General features: G+C 70.4%; 8 protein-coding genes. 6 read left to right on the top strand and 2 right to left on the bottom strand.

Translation table 11 applies throughout. The features are described from left to right. The first annotated feature begins 97 nt into the window (after positions 1-97). Together PBV52_RS19160 and PBV52_RS19155 are read left to right on the top strand one after the other, a co-directional pair. Positions 98-697, top strand: a complete 600-nt coding sequence (locus tag PBV52_RS19160; RefSeq protein ID WP_274239704.1) for a TetR/AcrR family transcriptional regulator — start codon at positions 98-100, stop codon at positions 695-697. 138 nt (positions 698-835) lie between these two features. Beyond that, positions 836-3,088 carry an MMPL family transporter gene (locus tag PBV52_RS19155; protein ID WP_274239703.1) on the top strand — a complete coding sequence of 751 codons (2,253 nt, stop codon included), beginning with the start codon at positions 836-838 and terminating at the stop codon, positions 3,086-3,088. Positions 3,089-3,189: 101 nt separating this feature from the next. Here the strand turns inward: PBV52_RS19155 and PBV52_RS19150 are convergent, their stop codons facing one another. Next, positions 3,190-6,726 carry a DNRLRE domain-containing protein gene (locus PBV52_RS19150; protein WP_274239702.1) on the bottom strand — a complete coding sequence of 1,179 codons (3,537 nt, stop codon included), beginning with the start codon at positions 6,724-6,726 and terminating at the stop codon, positions 3,190-3,192. A gap of 525 nt (positions 6,727-7,251) precedes the next feature. Here PBV52_RS19150 and PBV52_RS19145 point away from each other — a divergent pair. Beyond that, a complete protein-coding gene (locus PBV52_RS19145; RefSeq protein WP_274239700.1) occupies positions 7,252-14,538 on the top strand; it encodes a ricin-type beta-trefoil lectin domain protein in 7,287 nt (2,428 codons plus the stop codon). Positions 14,539-14,576: 38 nt separating this feature from the next. Continuing rightward, positions 14,577-15,215, top strand: coding sequence for a hypothetical protein (locus PBV52_RS19140; RefSeq protein ID WP_274239699.1), 639 nt, complete (start codon positions 14,577-14,579; stop codon positions 15,213-15,215). Between the two features lie 39 nt (positions 15,216-15,254). Here PBV52_RS19140 and PBV52_RS19135 read toward each other — a convergent pair whose 3' ends face one another. Further along, positions 15,255-16,052 carry a class I SAM-dependent methyltransferase gene (locus PBV52_RS19135; protein WP_274239697.1) on the bottom strand — a complete coding sequence of 266 codons (798 nt, stop codon included), beginning with the start codon at positions 16,050-16,052 and terminating at the stop codon, positions 15,255-15,257. 122 nt (positions 16,053-16,174) lie between these two features. On the opposite strand from PBV52_RS19135, the gene PBV52_RS19130 reads away from it, so the two are divergent. Continuing rightward, a complete protein-coding gene (locus PBV52_RS19130; protein WP_274239696.1) occupies positions 16,175-16,669 on the top strand; it encodes a YbaK/EbsC family protein in 495 nt (164 codons plus the stop codon). Further along, complete coding sequence (locus PBV52_RS19125; RefSeq protein ID WP_274239694.1) at positions 16,666-17,511, top strand: DMT family transporter; 846 nt, start codon at positions 16,666-16,668, stop codon at positions 17,509-17,511. The genes PBV52_RS19130 and PBV52_RS19125 overlap by 4 nt, the downstream gene beginning before the upstream one ends. Positions 17,512-17,554 lie beyond the last annotated feature (43 nt).

Below are 17,554 nucleotides of genomic sequence, written 5' to 3'. Positions count from 1 at the left end.
ACCCAGAACACGAACGAAACCGTTTCGTTTCGATGGGGGGTGCGGTACCTTTCTTGGTGTACGAAACCGTGTCGTTCGGAGTGGGAAGGTGAGTACGGTGACCGAGGCCGCAACCGCGCGTCGCAGTCGCATCACCCCGGAGCGCGAGGCCGAGTTGTACGAGGCCGTGCTCGACCTGCTCCGGGAGGTCGGCTACGACGCCCTCACCATGGACGCCGTGGCGGCCCGCACCCGGTCCAGCAAGGCGACGCTCTACCGCCAGTGGGGTGGCAAGCCGGAGCTGGTGGCGAAGGCGGTCCGGCACAACAAGCCGGGCAACATCGCCGACGTCGACACCGGGTCCCTGCGGGGCGACCTCCACGCCCTCACGTCACGTGAGGACGACTGCACCATGCAGCAGAACGCCGCGCTGATGCGGGGTCTGTTCATGGCGGTGCACGGAAACCCGGACCTCCTCCAGGCCTTCAAGGAACTGCTCATCGAGCCGGAGATGGAGGAGTTCCACCGGGTGGTGCGGCGGGCCGTCGACCGCGGCGAGGTCCGCGCCGACTGCCCCGCGCTGGACTACGTGGTGCACATGCTGGTCGGCGCCTTCGCCACCCGCACCCTGATCGACGACCAACCGCCCACGCGGGCATTCCTCACCTCGTACATCGACGCCGTGGTCCTCCCCGCCCTCGGCGCGCCCGTCAACTGACGAGTCCCCTCGACTGACAAGTCCCCTCAACTGACGGGTCCCCCGAGCAAGCCCTCCACCTGACGTAACCGCTCACGTCGTCGGGCTGATCACCCCTGCCCAAGTACCGACCCCACGACCTGACCGGGAGACGCCTCCATGGCCACGTTCCTGTACAAACTCGGCCGACTCGCCTTCAGGCGACGGCACTTCGTCGTCCTCATATGGGTCGCGCTGCTCACCCTCGCGGGTGTCGGCGCGGCCAGCGCCCCCAGTGCCGGATCCAGCTCCTTCTCCATCCCGGGCACCGAGGCGCAGAAGGCCTTCGACCTGCTGGAACAGCGCTTCCCGGGCGGTAGCGCGGACGGCGGCACCGCCCGTGTCGTCTTCAAGGCGCCCGACGGCGAGAAGATGACGGACGCCGCCAACAAGGCGACCGTCGAGAAGGCCGTCGCGGAGCTGTCCGACGGCTCCGAGGTCGTCTCCGTCGCCGACCCCTACAAGGCGCACGCCGTCAGCAAGGACGGCACGATCGCGTACGCCTCGGTGCGCTACGAGGTGCCCGGCATGGAGTTGAAGGACGCCAGCAGGGACGCCCTGGAGGACGCCGGGCAGCAGGCGCGGGACGCCGGGCTGACCGTGGAGATCGGCGGTGACGCGCTCCAGACGACGCCCGAGGCCGCCTCCTCCGAGATCATCGGCCTCGCGGTCGCCGCGGTCGTCCTCGTCATCACCTTCGGCTCGCTGATCGCGGCCGGTCTGCCGCTGCTCACCGCGCTGATCGGCGTCGGCATCGGCGTCTCGGCGATCACCGCACTGGCCAACGCCCTGGACCTCGGCTCCACCACCTCCACCCTGGCCATGATGATCGGCCTCGCGGTCGGCATCGACTACGCCCTGTTCATCGTCTCCCGCTACCGCGCCGAACTCGCCGAGGGCCGCGACCGCGAGGATGCGGCGGGCCGGGCCAGCGGCACCGCGGGCTCCGCGGTCGTCTTCGCCGGCCTCACGGTGGTGATCGCGCTCGTCGGCCTCGCGGTGGTCAACGTCCCGATGCTGACGAAGATGGGTGTCGCCGCGGCGGGCACGGTCGTGCTCGCGGTGCTGATCGCGCTGACCATGGTCCCCGCACTGCTCGGCTACGCGGGCCGGAAGGTGAAGCCGGCCGGAGACAAGGGCAAGCTCCTCGGACGCGGCAGGAAGAAGGCCGCCGCGAACGAGCCGGGCAAGCGGGCGGCCGCCGCGGACAAGCCGAACATGGGCACGCGCTGGGCAAGCTTCGTCGTACGCCGTCCCGTGGCCGTCCTCCTGCTGGGCGTCCTCGGCCTCGGCGCCGCGGCCCTCCCGGCGACCTCGCTCGAACTGGGCCTTCCGGACGACGGCTCGCAGCCGACGTCGACGACCCAGCGCCGCGCCTACGACCTGCTCTCCGAGGGCTTCGGCCCCGGCTTCAACGGCCCCCTCATGGTCGTCGTCGACGCCGAGACGAGCGACGCCCCGAAGAACGCGGTCACCGAGGTCTCCGACGAGATCAAGGGCCTCAAGGACGTCGTCACGGTGACCCCGCCGACGTACAACAAGGCAGGCGACACCGCGACGATCACCGTGATCCCCGACTCCAAGCCGTCCTCGGTCTCCACCGAGGACCTGGTGCACTCCATCCGCGACGCGGGCACGGAGATCAAGGCCGACACGGACGCGAAGGTGCTGGTCACCGGCACGACGGCGATGAACATCGACTTTTCGCAGAAGCTGAACGACGCGCTGGTGCCGTATCTGATCCTGGTGGTCGGCCTGGCCTTCCTCCTGCTGATCCTGGTGTTCCGCTCGATCCTCGTCCCGCTGAAGGCGGCCCTCGGCTTCCTCCTGTCGGTCCTCGCGGCCCTCGGCGCGGTCGTGGCGGTCTTCCAGTGGGGCTGGCTCGCCGACCTCTTCGGCGTCCAGGAGACCGGCCCGGTCATGTCGATGATGCCGATCTTCATGGTCGGCGTGGTCTTCGGTCTGGCCATGGACTACGAGGTGTTCCTCGTGACGCGGATGCGCGAGGCGTACGTCCACGGCGAGCGGCCCAGTCAGGCCGTGGTGACCGGCTTCCGGCACAGCGCACGGGTCGTCACGGCCGCGGCGATCATCATGATCGCGGTGTTCTCCGGCTTCATCGGAGCCAGCGAGTCGATGGTCAAGATGATCGGCTTCGGCCTCGCGATTGCGGTCCTCTTCGACGCGTTCGTCGTCCGCATGGCCATCGTCCCGGCGGTCCTCGCACTGCTCGGCGAGAAGGCCTGGTGGCTCCCGAAGTGGCTGGACCGCGCCCTGCCGAACGTGGACGTGGAGGGCGAGGGGCTGCGCACGGAGGCCGAATCCAAGAAGGACGGGGATCCGGACGGGGACCGCGCGCTGGTGGGCGTCTGAACGGCCCGCCGCTGAAGGACGACCATTGAGGTAGGCCAGCCGGTGAGGGCTCCGTGGGGACGGGGTGCCCTCACCGGCTTTCTTCGCTTCGGACGCCCGGGTCAGCCGATGGCCATCTTGTACTTCCAGCCGCCCGAGCTGTTGCCGACGATCTCGACGCCCGCGTGCGTCATCTCGCCGCGCGTGCCCGCGTAGAAGCGCACCGCGCCGTCGGCCCGGACCGTCCAGATGTCCGGGACGGCGTCGCCGTTGGCGTCGGGCGTGCCCATCAGCAGCCGGATGTTGGTGCTGGCCCAGGCGGTGGCGCCGTACACCTCGTCGGTGCCCTTGGCGGAGTCCACGCCCGAGCTCAGCGAGTTCAGGTCGACGCCGCCGCCCGATGCCGCCGGCTTGCCGGTGCGCAGCATGAGCCGGCCCGACACGTCGGTGCGGTAGATGAGGTCGGTGACCCCGTCGCCGCTGACGTCCTGGGCGGTGACGAGGTCGCGCTCCGTCCAGGCCGAGCCCGCCAGGCGGACCGCCTGCTCCATCGAGGCGCCGTTGTAGCCGACCAGCACCCAGAAGGTGTCGCCGACGGTGAGGAACAGGTCCGTCTTGCCGTCACCGGTGGCGTCCCCGGCGGCGACGATCTGGCTGATCGTGGCCGGGTCCGGCGCGCCGGGCGGCAGCAGGATCCGTCGCCGCTTGTCGATGTTCACACCGCCGTACCCGTCACCCGGGTAGACCCACAGCTCGCCCTCGCGGACCGCCACCAGGTCCTGCAAGCCGTCACCGCCGTAGATGTCCCCGAGGTGGGTGATCAGCGTGTTCTTCCAGTAGCCGGACGGGGGTGCCTCGTAGACCGGCTCGGTGTCGTCCCCGTTCGGGTCCCGCTCGGGGTTGCCGCGGTAGGCGCCGGACATGGAGTAGTCCAGGTCGCCGGTGCCCTTCGTCACCTCGGTGTTCGACTCCGACGGGTACAGCCGCAGATTGCCGTTGCCGTCCACGACCATCAGGTCCGGCAGCCCGTCACCGGTGAAGTCGCCGGGCTTGTCGGCCTGGTCCCGTGGGGTGACGTAGAAGAGGTACTTCAGCGGCAGGGAGGCGTTGCCCGCGTCGTCCACCGCCCGCACGAACAGCACGTTCGGACCGGCCAGCGGAGGCTTGGCGTTGGACACCGTGGTCGTCGTCGACAGCGACGCACCGTTCGTGCGGGACACCGAGAAGGGGTACGCGGCCTGGTTGAAGCCGTACTCGTAGCGCACCACGTCGGTCTGCCGGGCGCGGAAGGTGAAGGAGCCCGCCGTGCCGAAGCGGACGGTGCTCCACTTGGCGTCCTCGGGTTCGTTGTTGAACCCGTCGTCACCGGCGTCCGCGTCGGGGAACTGCGTCGACGAGGCGATCGGCGGGGACGGCTTGGAGGTGTCGTAGACGAACCGGCACGGTGTCTTGGCCGGGGAGTACTTCGACGTCGCCCCGAACTTGTCGACGGCCTTCGCACGCCACGAGTACGTCGTGCCGTTGACCAGCTTCAGCGGGTTCGTGCCGTCACTCGTGGAGAACGGGTCGGTGTGCACCCGGGCCGAGCCGTTCTGGCTGCCGACCGACACCTTGCCCTTGGAGCCGAGCTTGTTCGCGGTGCTGCCGCTGCTGGGCCACAGCTCGAACTGGAGGTGGGAGAGGTTGCCGTCCTTGTCGCTGCTGTTGGCCCAGAAGGTGAGCGACGAGGCGCCGACGTTGATGTACGGATAGGTGGTGTCGCAGCTCAGGTCGGGGTCCAGGTCGAGGCTGGACGGCGCGGCCGGGGGCCGGTTGTACGACAGCTCGATGTACGGGTCGTGACCGCCGTTGGCCTGGAACTTCTTCCACGCGTACTGGGCGTTCTCGTCGGCGGCCCTGAAGCCGATCGTCATGGTCTTCCAGCCGCCCGCGACGGCCTTCTTGGCGCTGTCCTTGACGTCGAAGACGACGTATTCGTCCGGGCAGGAACTCGCCTTCCAGCCGTGCGCGAAGCTGGCCCCGCCGATCTTGTTCCCGCTGTTCATGGCGGGCGCGCTCTTCCAGTTCGTCTTGGAGGTCACCGGCCCGGTCAGGTGCACGGTCATGGTGCGCGCGCTGCACGACCAGGAGTACGTCTCCAGGGCGCGCAGCTTGGCGCTGTGCACCGTGGAGCCCTTCAGGTCGGGGTCCCAGTCGATGCTGAAGTAGGAGCGGGAGGTGCCCCAGGTGTCGGACTCGAAGCCGACGCGGGCCTCGTCGGTGCCGCCCTTGTTGAAGTTCTTGCCGTTGTAGAAGGACGCGTTCGGGTGGCGGCTGTACGCGGTCGTCCAGTCGTTGGTGTGCTTCTTGACCGACGGGTCGATGAAGACGGGGTACACCGTCGAGGGGTCGTCGAGGAACTCCTGGTCGGGCAGCAGGATCCAGTTGCCGCCGTCGAGGTCGGTCTCGACGAGCGCGCCGTGCGAGTCGGGCTGCGGGCCGTTGACGCCGGGCAGCGACAAGGTGGCCGCGGTGCCCGTCTGCGAGGGCTCGGGTGTCGGCTCCGGCGGGACCGGCTGGGCCGAGCCCTCCATCTCGGCGATCGCGGACGGGTCGGCCGCCTCGTCGGTGGCCTCCGGAAGCAGTTCGTCGAACGCGTCCTCGTTGTCGCCGTCGTTCATCGAGTCGGTCGGCTCCGGCTCGGCCGAGGGCGACTCCTCCGGGTCGTCGACCGGGTCGACGGGCGATTCGGAGGGCAGCACCTCGGGGTCGGTCGGCGCGGTGCTCGACCCGGCCTGCCCGTCCGTTACGGCCGGCGTGCCCGCGCTGTCCCACATCAGCGGGGTCGGCGACTCGGCGACGTCCTGGCCGGAGGCGTCGGTGCCGGAGACGATCCCCGTGACGGGGTCCAGTCGGAAGCCGAGGGTCGGCGAGGACAGCCCGTAGGACAGACTCGCCACCCGCGGGTCGGCCGCGGCCTGACGGTTCTTCACCACCAGCAGCTGCGCGAAGCCGCCGTCGGAGGCGGTGAGCACCAGGTCGGCGCCCGGCAGGATCTCCGGGTACAGGGCGCGCGGACCGTCGACGATCGGCGTGGGCACCACGCCGGGCCAGGTGAGCACCGTGTCATGGCCGTTCACGGTGAGCGTGACCAGCGCGGTCGCCGTCGTGGTCTCGGCCTGCGGCAGCAGCGAGACCCGCCGCGCGGCGGCCCGGGAGGCGCGGTCGCCGGAGGCCTCACCCGATCGGGAGCCACGGCTTGTGGCGCCCCCCGCGCGTGACCCCGCCGAGAACACCATGCGCACGTTGGTGGCCTTCGGTGCCCAGCCCTCGTCCACCCGGGTGAGGTCGGTGTCGATGGCCCGCCACGCGCCGTCGACCTTGGCGCGGATCGGGCTGGCATGGATGCGGCGCTGGAGCAGCCCGTCGGGCCGGGCCCAGGTCGTGGAGTAGGCCGTGCGCAGCGCCGTCGCCTCCACCGCCTTGCCCGACTTCCGGGCCCGCGCCGCCGCGTCCGCCTCGCTCAGCGGCGCCGAGCGCCGGGCGGCCGGCCGGTCCTCGGGCGCGGTCCGGCTGTCGGCCTGGAGGCCGACGTAGGTGAGGCCGGAGGCCACGACGAAGGCGGCCGCGACGGCCGCGAGCGACCGGCGTCCGGGCGCACGGCGCCATCTGCTCGGCATGAGCGAGGTTCCCTTCCCCCATGGAGAACCGGCCCCACCGGGTCGCGGGCCGCGTTCTGCTGGCTGGTCACGCGGGCGACACGGACACACGGTGGCGGGCCCGGACGTGACGAATGCGAGCGAATCATGTCCCACGGCTGAACGGCCGTCACACCTTCTACACGGAACCGCCGGACAAGCCCGCACGTTGGACCACCGGGGGTGCTGTCGCGGCCTGGTCCGCCGGGTCCGGGCACGAGTCATGCTGAAGCACCGTCAAGCGGGGCAAAAGCGCGGGCTGTTTGGTGCTGTCCGCACCGACAGTGGCCGCGGTGTCTGAATGGCAGCGCTTGAGCCTGCTGGTGACTGCTCGCCACATCTGCGGATTAGGTTCTGACCTGCGGTGATGTCGACCGGTATTGCATTGTGACGATGATCACGTGGTCTGGTTTTCTTCACAAATGGCCCACAGAATCGCCCCGTTCACTGGCCTCACCTGTGCCCTGCCCAGGTGCCGCCGTCTGCCGTCCGGGGGGACCCCACTTCGTGTCTGCCTTCCTGTCCGCTGCGCGCAGCAGAGTGCTGCGTACGGCCGTGGTGCCGGCGCTCGGCGCCGCGCTCCTCGTCTCGCTGCTGCCCGCGCAGGCGAGCGCCCTCCCGCCGGATCCGGCCAAGGACGAGGTGCCGCGCGAGGAACTGACCCTGGAGAAGCTCCCCGAGGAGGAGCTGATCGAGGGCACCACCGCCAACGCGGGCCTGGACCGGATCGAGGCGGCCCCGCCCACCGAGCAGGTGCAGGCCCCGGCGGGCACCACCACGCCACCCGCCGGCGGTGACGCCGTCGTCTCGTTCAGCGCCACCACGGCACAGAGCGCCTCCTACCAGAGGGCGGCGAGCACGGCGAAGACCGCGAACGCGGCAAGCACGGCGAGCACCACCGACCCGCAGAGCCAGACCCGGCCCGCCGCCTTCGAACCCGCCGGTGCCCTGCCCGTGAAGCTGGGCCAGGCGCCCGGCGCCGCGATGCCGGCCGGCGACTGGGGCGTCAAGGTCTACGACCGTACGGAGACCCCCGCGCAGGGTGTCGACGGCGCCGTCGTCACCGTCACCGCCCCGGCCGGCGGGTCCGTGCCCGTCTCCGTGCAGCTCGACTACAAGGCGTACCAGAACCTCTACGGCGCCGACTGGGCCTCCCGGCTGACGTTCGTCCAGTTCCCCGAGTGCTACCTGACCAGCCCCGACCTCGACGAATGCCGTACGTACGAGGAACTGGAGACCGTCAACGACACCCGCGGCAAGACGATCACGGCGACCGTCGACACGGCCGCCGACGGCACCGTCACCCCGGCCTCCGCGCCCTCCGCGCCCTCCGCGCCGGCCCGTTCCGGCGTGATGCAGGCCGCCTACCGGCCGGGCGCCGCCCGGCAGGCCGACGTCCGGCAGATCGCCGACGGCGGCGACAAGGCGGTCGTCGGCGCCGTCGACTCCGGCGCCGGCGAGGGCGGTTCGTTCAAGGCGACCCCGCTGGAGACCAACGGCAAGTGGTCCGCGGGCGGTTCCTCGGGCGCCTTCACCTGGTCGTACCCCGTGAAGGTCCCGCCGACGCCGGCCGGCCCCGCCCCGCAGATCTCGTTCGCCTACAACTCGCAGGCCGTGGACGCCAAGACGGCCACCTCGTCCCCGCAGGCGTCCTGGATCGGCGAGGGCTGGGAGTACAACCCCGGCTACATCGAGCGCCGCTACCGCACCTGCAAGGACGACCGCGAGACGACCGCCGCCGGCACCCCCAACAACACGGCGAAGAAGGACAAGACGTCCGACCTGTGCTGGGTGTCGTACAACGCGGTGATGTCCTTCGGCGGCTCCACCACCGAACTGGTCCGCGTCGGCACCAGCAACGTCTACCGGCCGCAGTCCGACGACGGCACCCGGATCGAGCTGAAGACCGGCGGCAGCAACGGCGACAACAACGGCGAGTACTGGGTCGTCACCAAGCGGGACGGCACCGTTTACTACTACGGCCTCAACAAGGTCGGTGCCGACCACGCCGACACCAACTCCGTCTTCACGGTCCCGGTCTTCGGCAACCACCCGGGCGAGCCCTGCCACGCCGACACCTTCGCCGCATCCCGCTGCAACAGTGACACCGACAAGCGCCAGGCCTGGCACTGGGGCCTGGACAAGGTCGTCGACGTCCACGGCAACGTCATGATCGTCAACTGGCACCGGTCGACGAACTACTACGCCGTCAACAAGAAGTTCAAGAGCCCCGAGCTGTACCACCGGGGCGGCCTGCCCGACTCCATCGAGTACGGCCTGCGCGAGGGCGCCCTCGGCGTCACCCCCGCCGCCAAGGTCGACTTCCTGCTGTGGCAGCGGTGCCTGCAGGACTCCACCGTCTGCGACTCCGCCAAGTTCGACGACACCGACAACCCGGCCTCCTACCGGCCCTGGTGGGACAGCCCCGGCAACCTCAACTGCAAGTCCACCTCGAAGCTGTGCCCGGCCTTCCCGTCGTTCTGGAACCGGATGCGCCTCGGCGGCATCACCACCTACGCCCAGCGTCCCGGCGTCGCAGGCCTGTCCAAGGTCGACACCTATCTGCTCAACGCGTCCTTCCCGCGCGACTGGTACGACACCGCGCCCGGCCTGTGGCTGAACTCCATCACCCGCTACGGCTTCCGCCCCGGTGACACCAGCGGCACCCTGCTGACCAAGTCGGGCGTCAGCTTCAAGCCGTACGTCGTCGGCGCGGACAGCGCCCACCCGCTGTACGGCTACCTCAAGGACAAGATGCTGCCCAACCTCGTCCCGAGGAGCAGCACCGACCCGCGCCCCGGCTTCACGCGTCCGCGCATCGGCGCGGTCGCCACCGAGCACGGCGCCGACATCGAGGTCACCTACAAGGGCGGCTGTCGCGTCCAGCCCTCCGTCGCCCCCGAGGACAACCACGGCACCTGCTTCCCGGTCCGCTGGTCCCCGGACGCCGAGGTGGACAAGCCCGCGCTCGCCTGGTTCAACAAGTACGTCGTGCACACGGTCACCGAGACCGACCGCATCACCGGCGTCTCCCAGCGCATGGCCACCAAGTACACCTACTCCGGCGCCGCCTGGGCCAAGAGCGACGACGAGTTCAGCAAGCCCGCCCTGCGCACCTACAGCGACTGGCGCGGCTACCGGCAGGTCACCACGGTCCGCGGCGACAAGGGCGACGGCAAGAACGGCCTGCCGCAGAGCCAGTCGTACTCCGTGACCCGCTACTTCCTGGGGACCGGCGGCCCGGTCAAGGACTCCGCCGGCACCGTCACCCTCGTCGACGACGACATCGACCCGTACGCCGGGATGACCGCCGAGACGATCACGTACGCGGGCACCGGCGGCAAGATGACCAGCCGCACCCTCAACCGGCCCTGGTCCAAGGACACCGCCTCCCGCACCCGCGACGGCGGACTGCCCGCACTGACCGCGTACCGCAGCGGCTACCAGCGCAGCGACGCCATCCAGCTGATGGGCACCAGCAGCTGGCAGGCCGTCCGCAGCACCACCGAGGTCGACCCCGACCACGGTCTGCCGGTCCGCGTCGAGTCCGCCGTCGTCAAGCCCAACAGCACCGGCGGCGAGACCCTCAGCGACCACACCTGCGTCACCACGCAATACGTCACCAACGAGGCCGCCAACCTGGTCCTGCCCAAGGAGGTCAGGACGACGGCCACCCCGTGCGCCTCCGCCGCGACCGCCAACCCGGCCACCCAGGTCATGCAGGCCGTCCGCACCTCCTACGACAACGGAGCCTGGGGCGCCGCCCCCACCAAGGGCATGGCGACCAGCAACGCCACCCTCAACGACGACGGCACCGCCTACTCCGTCGTCACCACGCAGACGTTCGACCCGCTCGGCCGCGTGCGCCTCGTCACCGACCCGGCCAAGGGCAAGAGCGAGACGGTGTACACGCCGGGCGACACCGGCGGCCCCGTCACCGCCGTCAAGAAGATCAACCCCAAGGGCCACGCCACCACCACGACCTACGAACCGGGCCGCGGCACCGCCCTCACCATCACCGACGCCAACCAGCACGTCACCCGCATGGAGTACGACGCCTTCGGCCGGCTGACCAAGGGCTGGTCGGCGTCCCGCTCCTCCGGCGGTCAGGCGCCCGACGTGACCATCGGCTACCAGATGGCCACCGCGTCGCCCACCAAGACCCGGCCGACCGCCGTCACCGTGAGCACGCTGGACGACGACGGCGCGTACGCCAAGCAGGTCACCATCTACGACGGCCTGATGCGGCCCGTGCAGACCCAGGGCGAGGCGCACGGCCCCGGCCGGATCATCACCGACACCCGCTACGACGACCAGGGCCGGGTGTACGAGTCCACCGGCAACTACCTGGCCAAGGGCGACCCGCAGACCGGCCAGTTCAAGCGGGTCAGCGACACGGTCGTGCCCAGCATGGTGCGCAGCTTCTACGACGGCCTCGGCCGGCCCGTGAAGCGCACGACCTTCCACAGCGGCACCGCCGTCTACTCCGACACCCTCGAGTACGGCGACAACTGGACGATCTCCCGCCCCACCGGCGGCGCCGCCCCCGCCGTGCGCACCTACACCGACGCGCGCGGCCGGGTCTCCCGGATCGACCACTCCACCAACAAGAGCCAGGACGAGTGGCGCACCACCAGCTACACCTACGACGCGCGCGGCAACCGCACGCAGGTCAAGGACCACGGCGGCAACATCTGGTCGTACACCTACAACTCCCGCGGTCTGCTGTCCTCCGCCACCGACCCGGACATCGGCAGCGCGTCGTTCACCTATGACGCGGCCGGCCGCCAGCGCAGCGCCACCAACTCCCGCCAGCAGACCACGTACACCGACTACGACGAGATCGGCCGCGTCGTCGCGGTCCGCCTCGGCTCCGAGGCGGCCGACCCGTTCAAGACGTTCGAGTACGACATGCCGGGCGCGCTCGGCAAGCCGGTCAGCTCCACCCGGCACGACGCGAGCGGCGACTACGTCGACCGCGTCACCGCCTACGACATCGAGTACCGTCCCACGGCCCGGGAGATCGTCATCCCCGCGTCCGCCGGACCCAAGCTGGGCGGCACGTACAAGTACGCCTACACGTACACCCGCAGCGGCAAGCAGCTCAGCGTCCAGGTCCCGGCCGTCGGCGGACTCAGCGGGGAGAAGGTCGTCACCCGCTACAACGAGGACGGCCTGCCCGAGTCCACCTCCGGCCTGGACTGGTACACCTCGGACGTCACCTACTCCCCGTACGGCGAACCGCTGCGCACCGTCAGCGGCCCGCAGCCGTACCGGGTGTGGACGACCAACTTCATCGACCAGGACACCGGCCGCCTCCAGCGCACCGTCTGGGACCGCGAGACCGCCGGATCCCACCGCGTCGCCGACTCCTACTACTCCTACGACCGGGCCGGCAACGTCACCTCGTCGGCGGTCAAGCAGACCGACGGCACCACGTCCACGTGGGACAACCAGTGCTTCACCTACGACTACCTCGGTGAGCTGGTCCACGCCTGGACCTCGTCGCTCGCCGTGTCCGGCGCCACCGGCTGCAAGTCCGCCTCGGGTGCGGCCTGGGGCTACCGCTCCGACGGCCAGAGCTCCACGGGGCCGATCGCCGAGGCCCCCGACGCGGCCGGTGACGCCACCGCCCCCGACACGGAGATGCAGGCCTCGCTGGACGCGGCGGCGCCGGCCGCCGGCACGGTCGGCAGCGCCACGGGCCTGCCGTTCTGGAAGTCGTACACCTTCGACGCGGTCGGCAACCGTGCCTCGTTCACCGAGCACCATCCGACGAGCCCCGCACTCGACGCCACGTCGAAGTACACCTACGGCAAGACCATCACCGCGGGCGGCGTCCCGACGCTGACCCAGCCGCACATCCTCACCGGGATCGACCGCCCCACCGGCACCGATCCCACGTACGTCAGCGACGCCACCGGCAACACCACCGAGCGGCATCTCGCCGGTGGCGACCAGAGCCTCGACTGGAACGGCGAGAACAAGGTCACCTCGGTCACCGGCTTCGCCGACGGCGCGGGCCCGGTGGTCGGCCTCGGCGGCAAGTGCCTGGACCTGGGCGGCGGGCTGACCGCCGACGGCAGCGCGATCCAGCTGTACCGCTGCAACACCACCCAGGCCCAGGCGTGGTCCCTCACCGGCGACACCCTGCGCATCAAGGGCAAGTGCGCCACCGTCAACATCACACTCGTCCAGCTCGACACCTGCGACGGCACGACCAACCAGAAGTTCACCTTCCGTGCCTCCGACAAGGCCCTCGTCCACGCGGCGACCGGCAAGTGCGTGACCGTGCCCGGCGGCACCGACGCGAACGGCACCGACCTCGAGGTCGCCACGTGCGCGGGCACCGCCGCCCAGAAGTGGGCTCCCGCCGACCGCACCACCTACGTGTACGACGCCGGCGGCAACCGCATCCTGCAGAAGTCGGCCGCGGGCACCACCCTGTACCTGGGTGAGACCGAGGTCTCGACGGACGCCAACGGCGACCTGGTCAAGGCCGTCCGCTCCTACCAGCACCCCGGCGCCCCCACGGTCGTCCGGGTCAGCAACTACGGCAGCGCCAGCCACAAGATCAGCGTCCTGCTGTCCGACCGGCTCGGCTCGGCCACCGCCGCGATCGAGCAGACCACCGGCCAGCCGATCAGCCGACGCTCCTTCGCGCCGTACGGCGAGGTACGCGGCCTGCGCCCCACCAGCTGGCCGAGCAGCCGCGGCTACCTGGGCACCGGCGTCGACGACTACACCTCCGGCCTGACCCACCTGGGCGCCCGCGAGTACGACCAGTCCGCCGGTCGGTTCATTTCCGCGGACCCGGTCGTCGACATCACCGACCCGCTCCAGATCAACGGCTACGCGTACGCCAACAACAACCCGGTCACCAAGGGCGACCCCGACGGCCTGCAGCCCATCGAGTGCTGGGAGGGCACGGCGATCTGCCGAGGTGGGCGGATCATCGGAGTCAGGGAGGACAGGGTCAAGCCGGACAACGCGCTGACCGAGAAGAGCGTCACCCAGAAGACCAAGGACGGCTCGAAGACCTACCGCGTCTTCTACGACGACAAGGGGGTCCCGCACACGGTCGCCTCCCAGGGCGTCAAGCCGACCGAGAAGGTCGCGCTCGAGTACATGAACGACGACCTGCGCAACGGACTCCAGCTCTACGACCCGAAGACCGGCAACGGCGCACAGTTCTTCTATCAGGACGACAACGGGGTCCTGCCCAAGAAGGGCCTCGTCCACGACGCCAACGGCAACCACCGGGTCGCCGGTACGACCGCCGACTTCATCAAGGTCACCTGGAAGAACGGCAAGATCGTCTCCGTGAACACCTGGGACGCCACGGATTCGGACCGGGGTGCCACCGCGGATGCCGTCAGCTCGGCGGAGAAGACCATCAACAGGAAGATGGACCCCCTGGGTACCAAGCCCCAGACCCAGAACGTGGTCTTCGTCGCCTCCAGCATCGAGCAGGCCCATGCGGTCGCGGAGAAGTTCGTCGGCAACGCCAACGTCCGGGTCATCTACCCGGGCACCGGAAAGGTCGGCGAGACGCTCTTCGACACCCATCTGACCGGCGGTGTCAAGGGCGTCGGCGGCGGCACGCCGACCACCGGGCGCGGCTCCAGCGAGGATTCGTCGTCCGGCAAGAGCGGCAAGGGCAGCCTCGGCGGCAAGCTGATGAACGGGGCCGGCGTCCTAGGTGACCTCCTCTTCATCTGGGAGGGCATGAAGACGCTGGAGCGGGGCTGCGACGATGTCATCGTCTCCTGCGGGCCCCCGCCCACCGCCTGAGCCCGCGGGACCGGTAAGAGAGCAGAGATGAAGGAGCCATGGCCAAGGGACGCGTCACCGTCTGTGTACCCCCCTGCGACCCGGAGGACCCCGAGTCGCTGCACCGGGCGATCGGACGGGCCATGGCTCCGTACGACTACAACCGCGAGGACATCCCCCATCCGGACTGGGTGGGGGAGTGGGACTACTGGGCCATCTCCGGCGCCAGCTGGGCGTTCGCCGTCCTTCCCGGGCACGAGGACGACCCCCGACTCGTACGGCACGACGAGTGGAAGCCGGCCGAGGAACTGCCCCGGTCGCGGTGCCACGGGGGACCGCGCGGGCTACTTGATCTTGACACCGACCGGGCGGAGGTGGCCCGGGAGGCCGCACGCCGGTGGGACGACTGGCGGCGGTTCGAGGCCTGCCACACCGGTCCGGAGGCGGTGCTGCGGGCCATCGCCAGGGACGAGGAGTTGGAGGAGCGGTTCACCCACGACCCGTACAACTCGTTCGGCCGGGACCGGGAGGCGTACATCGCAGAACGCGTCGCCAACGTGCTTCCCACCACGGCGCTGCTCACCCTGGACGGCCGCTGGGTCGAGTACGGCGGACCCGGCTACCGGGAGTGGTTCAACACCTACCTGGACGCACTGCCGGCGGACACGATGGTCGTGCGAGTGCTGTACCACTCCTGACCTCGGCCCACACCGCATCCCGCTACGCAGTCGCCGACTTCATCCGCTCCGTCGGCGCCGACCCCGCGCGCTGATCAGCGGAGGGGAGTTGACCACGAACGCCGGGTCTTTCAGCAGCGCGTAGAAACGCCGCAGCTCGGCCGCCGTCACGCCGTCCGCCCGTAGCCCCGCCTCCGCCTGCTGCATGTTCACGCGGTGCAGGGCGATGCCCGGGCTGCCGCCCTGCCAGGACTCGGCGTACGTCGTCGCCGTGACGTCCTCCAGGTCCGCCCGCCGCATGGCGCCCAGCACGCGCCGGCCCCAGAGGGTGTCCGCGCCCGCCTTCTCCAGTTGCGTGAGCAGGGCCGCCTGGACGTGGTCCCAGAGGGCTGTGGACGACTCGTCCGGGGCCGCGAGCACCGGAGTCCAGTGGCAGTCGAACTCCTCCAGGACCAGGACGCCCCCCGGGCGCAGGGCCGTGACCAGCCGGTTGAGGACCTGGATCCGTTCCGGCAGGTGGATGAGGACCAGCCGGGCGTGGATGAGGTCGTAGCCGTCGCCTGGGAGCGGGTCGTTGACGATGTCGTGCTGGAGGAGGCGGAGTTGGGGCGGGTGTGGGCGGGACTCGGCCCAGCGCGGGTCGATGTCGGTGACGGTGACCTCGCCGTCGGGGCCGGTTCTCTCGGCCATCCAGTCGCCCAACGAGCCGCCTCCACCGCCGATTTCGAGACAGCACCAGCCGGGCGAGAGGCCGGTCAGTTCGAGCTGGCGGCGGGAGACGTGGTCGTAGCAGGACTCCAGGACGGAGAACCGGTCTGGTGTGCGGGCGTCCGTATTGTCGAAGAGGTATCGGGACATATCGCCATCTTCGGGGAGTGCTGGGGCGGATGAACGGGGAGAGCCGGAGGACACGCCGCGCGTGCACCGCACGTGACTAACTCGGTCGCATGGGCCGTACACGCACCGCTACCGTGCCCTTCATGACGACAGCCGCCCACCCCCGTTTCACCGCCGCCCTCGAAGAGCTGGGGCTCGGTGAGGTGCACGAGCAGATCCGCCGCTTCCCGGACGCGACCCGTACCGCCGCCGAGGCCGCCGCGGCCATCGGGTGTGAGCTCAGTCAGATCTGCAAGTCGCTGATCTTCGCGGCCGACGGGGTGCCCGTGCTGGTGCTCATGGACGGGGCGTCCCGGGTGGATGTGGAGCTGGTCCGGAAGGAACTCGGCGTCGAGCGGGTCACGCGGGCCAAGGCCGATGTCGTACGGGAGACCACCGGGTACGCCATCGGGGGCGTACCGCCCTTCGGGCACCGTACGAAGACGCGGGTGCTCGCCGATCGGTCGCTGCTCGACCACGACGTCGTGTGGGCCGCCGCCGGGAACCCGCATGCCGTCTTCCCCATGGCGCCCAAGGACCTTGTCACCCACGCCGGCGCCACCCTGGTGGACGTGCGCGAGCAGACGCAGACTTCGTGACGCCACTGGTCACCGCCGCCGTCCTGTTGGCGGCCGTCACGCACGCCAGTTGGAACGCCATCGCCCACAAAGTCACTGACAAGCTGGTCGCGTTCACGCTCATAACGGGCGGCGGGGTGCTGATCGGGCTGGTGCTCATGCCCTTCGGGGCGTTCCCGGCGGCGGGGGCGTGGCCGTATCTCATCGCGTCCGTCCTCGTCCACGTCGTCTACTTCGCGCTGCTCATGACGTCCTTCCGGCTCGGCGACTTCGGGCAGGCCTACCCCATCGCGCGCGGCACCGCACCGCTCGTCGTCGCCGTGCTCGCCGCCCTCGTCGCGCACGAGGTGCCGGACGGGTGGGCGGCGGCCGGGATCGCCTGCTCCTGCGCGGGACTTACCGGGGTCGCCCTGTGGGGGCTGCGCGGGCGCCGGCCCGACTGGGCGGCGATCGGCGCGGCGTTGGCGACCGGGCTGAGCATCGCGGCGTACACCGTCCTCGACGGGCTGGGTGTGCGGGCCTCCGGCTCGTCCCTCGGCTATGTCGCCTGGTTGATGGCGGTCGAGGGCCTCGCCGTCCCGGCGTACGCCGTCTGGCGCTGGCGCGGGGAGACGGTCGCCGTGCTGCGGCCGTTCGCCGGGCTGGGGCTGCTCGGTGCCGCGCTGTCCGTCGCCGCGTACGGGCTGGTCCTGTGGGCGCAGACGAAGGCGGAGCTGGCGCCGATCGCGGCCCTGCGGGAGTCCTCGATCATCGTGGGGGCGGCCATCGGGGCCGTCTTCTTCAAGGAGCGGTTCGGAGCTCCGCGGATCGCGGCGGCGGCTCTGCTGGTGGTGGGCATCGGGATGATGCTGCACGCCAGTTAGGCCAGGCGGTCAGCTGTTCGCTGACCGCCTGTGATCTCTGGTA

Origin of the sequence: Streptomyces sp. T12 (assembly GCF_028736035.1) — a bacterium.
Taxonomy (GTDB): Bacteria; Actinomycetota; Actinomycetes; order Streptomycetales; family Streptomycetaceae; genus Streptomyces.
Note: the sequence above shows the minus strand (reverse complement) of the source record. Positions and strands in the feature narration are given on the sequence as shown.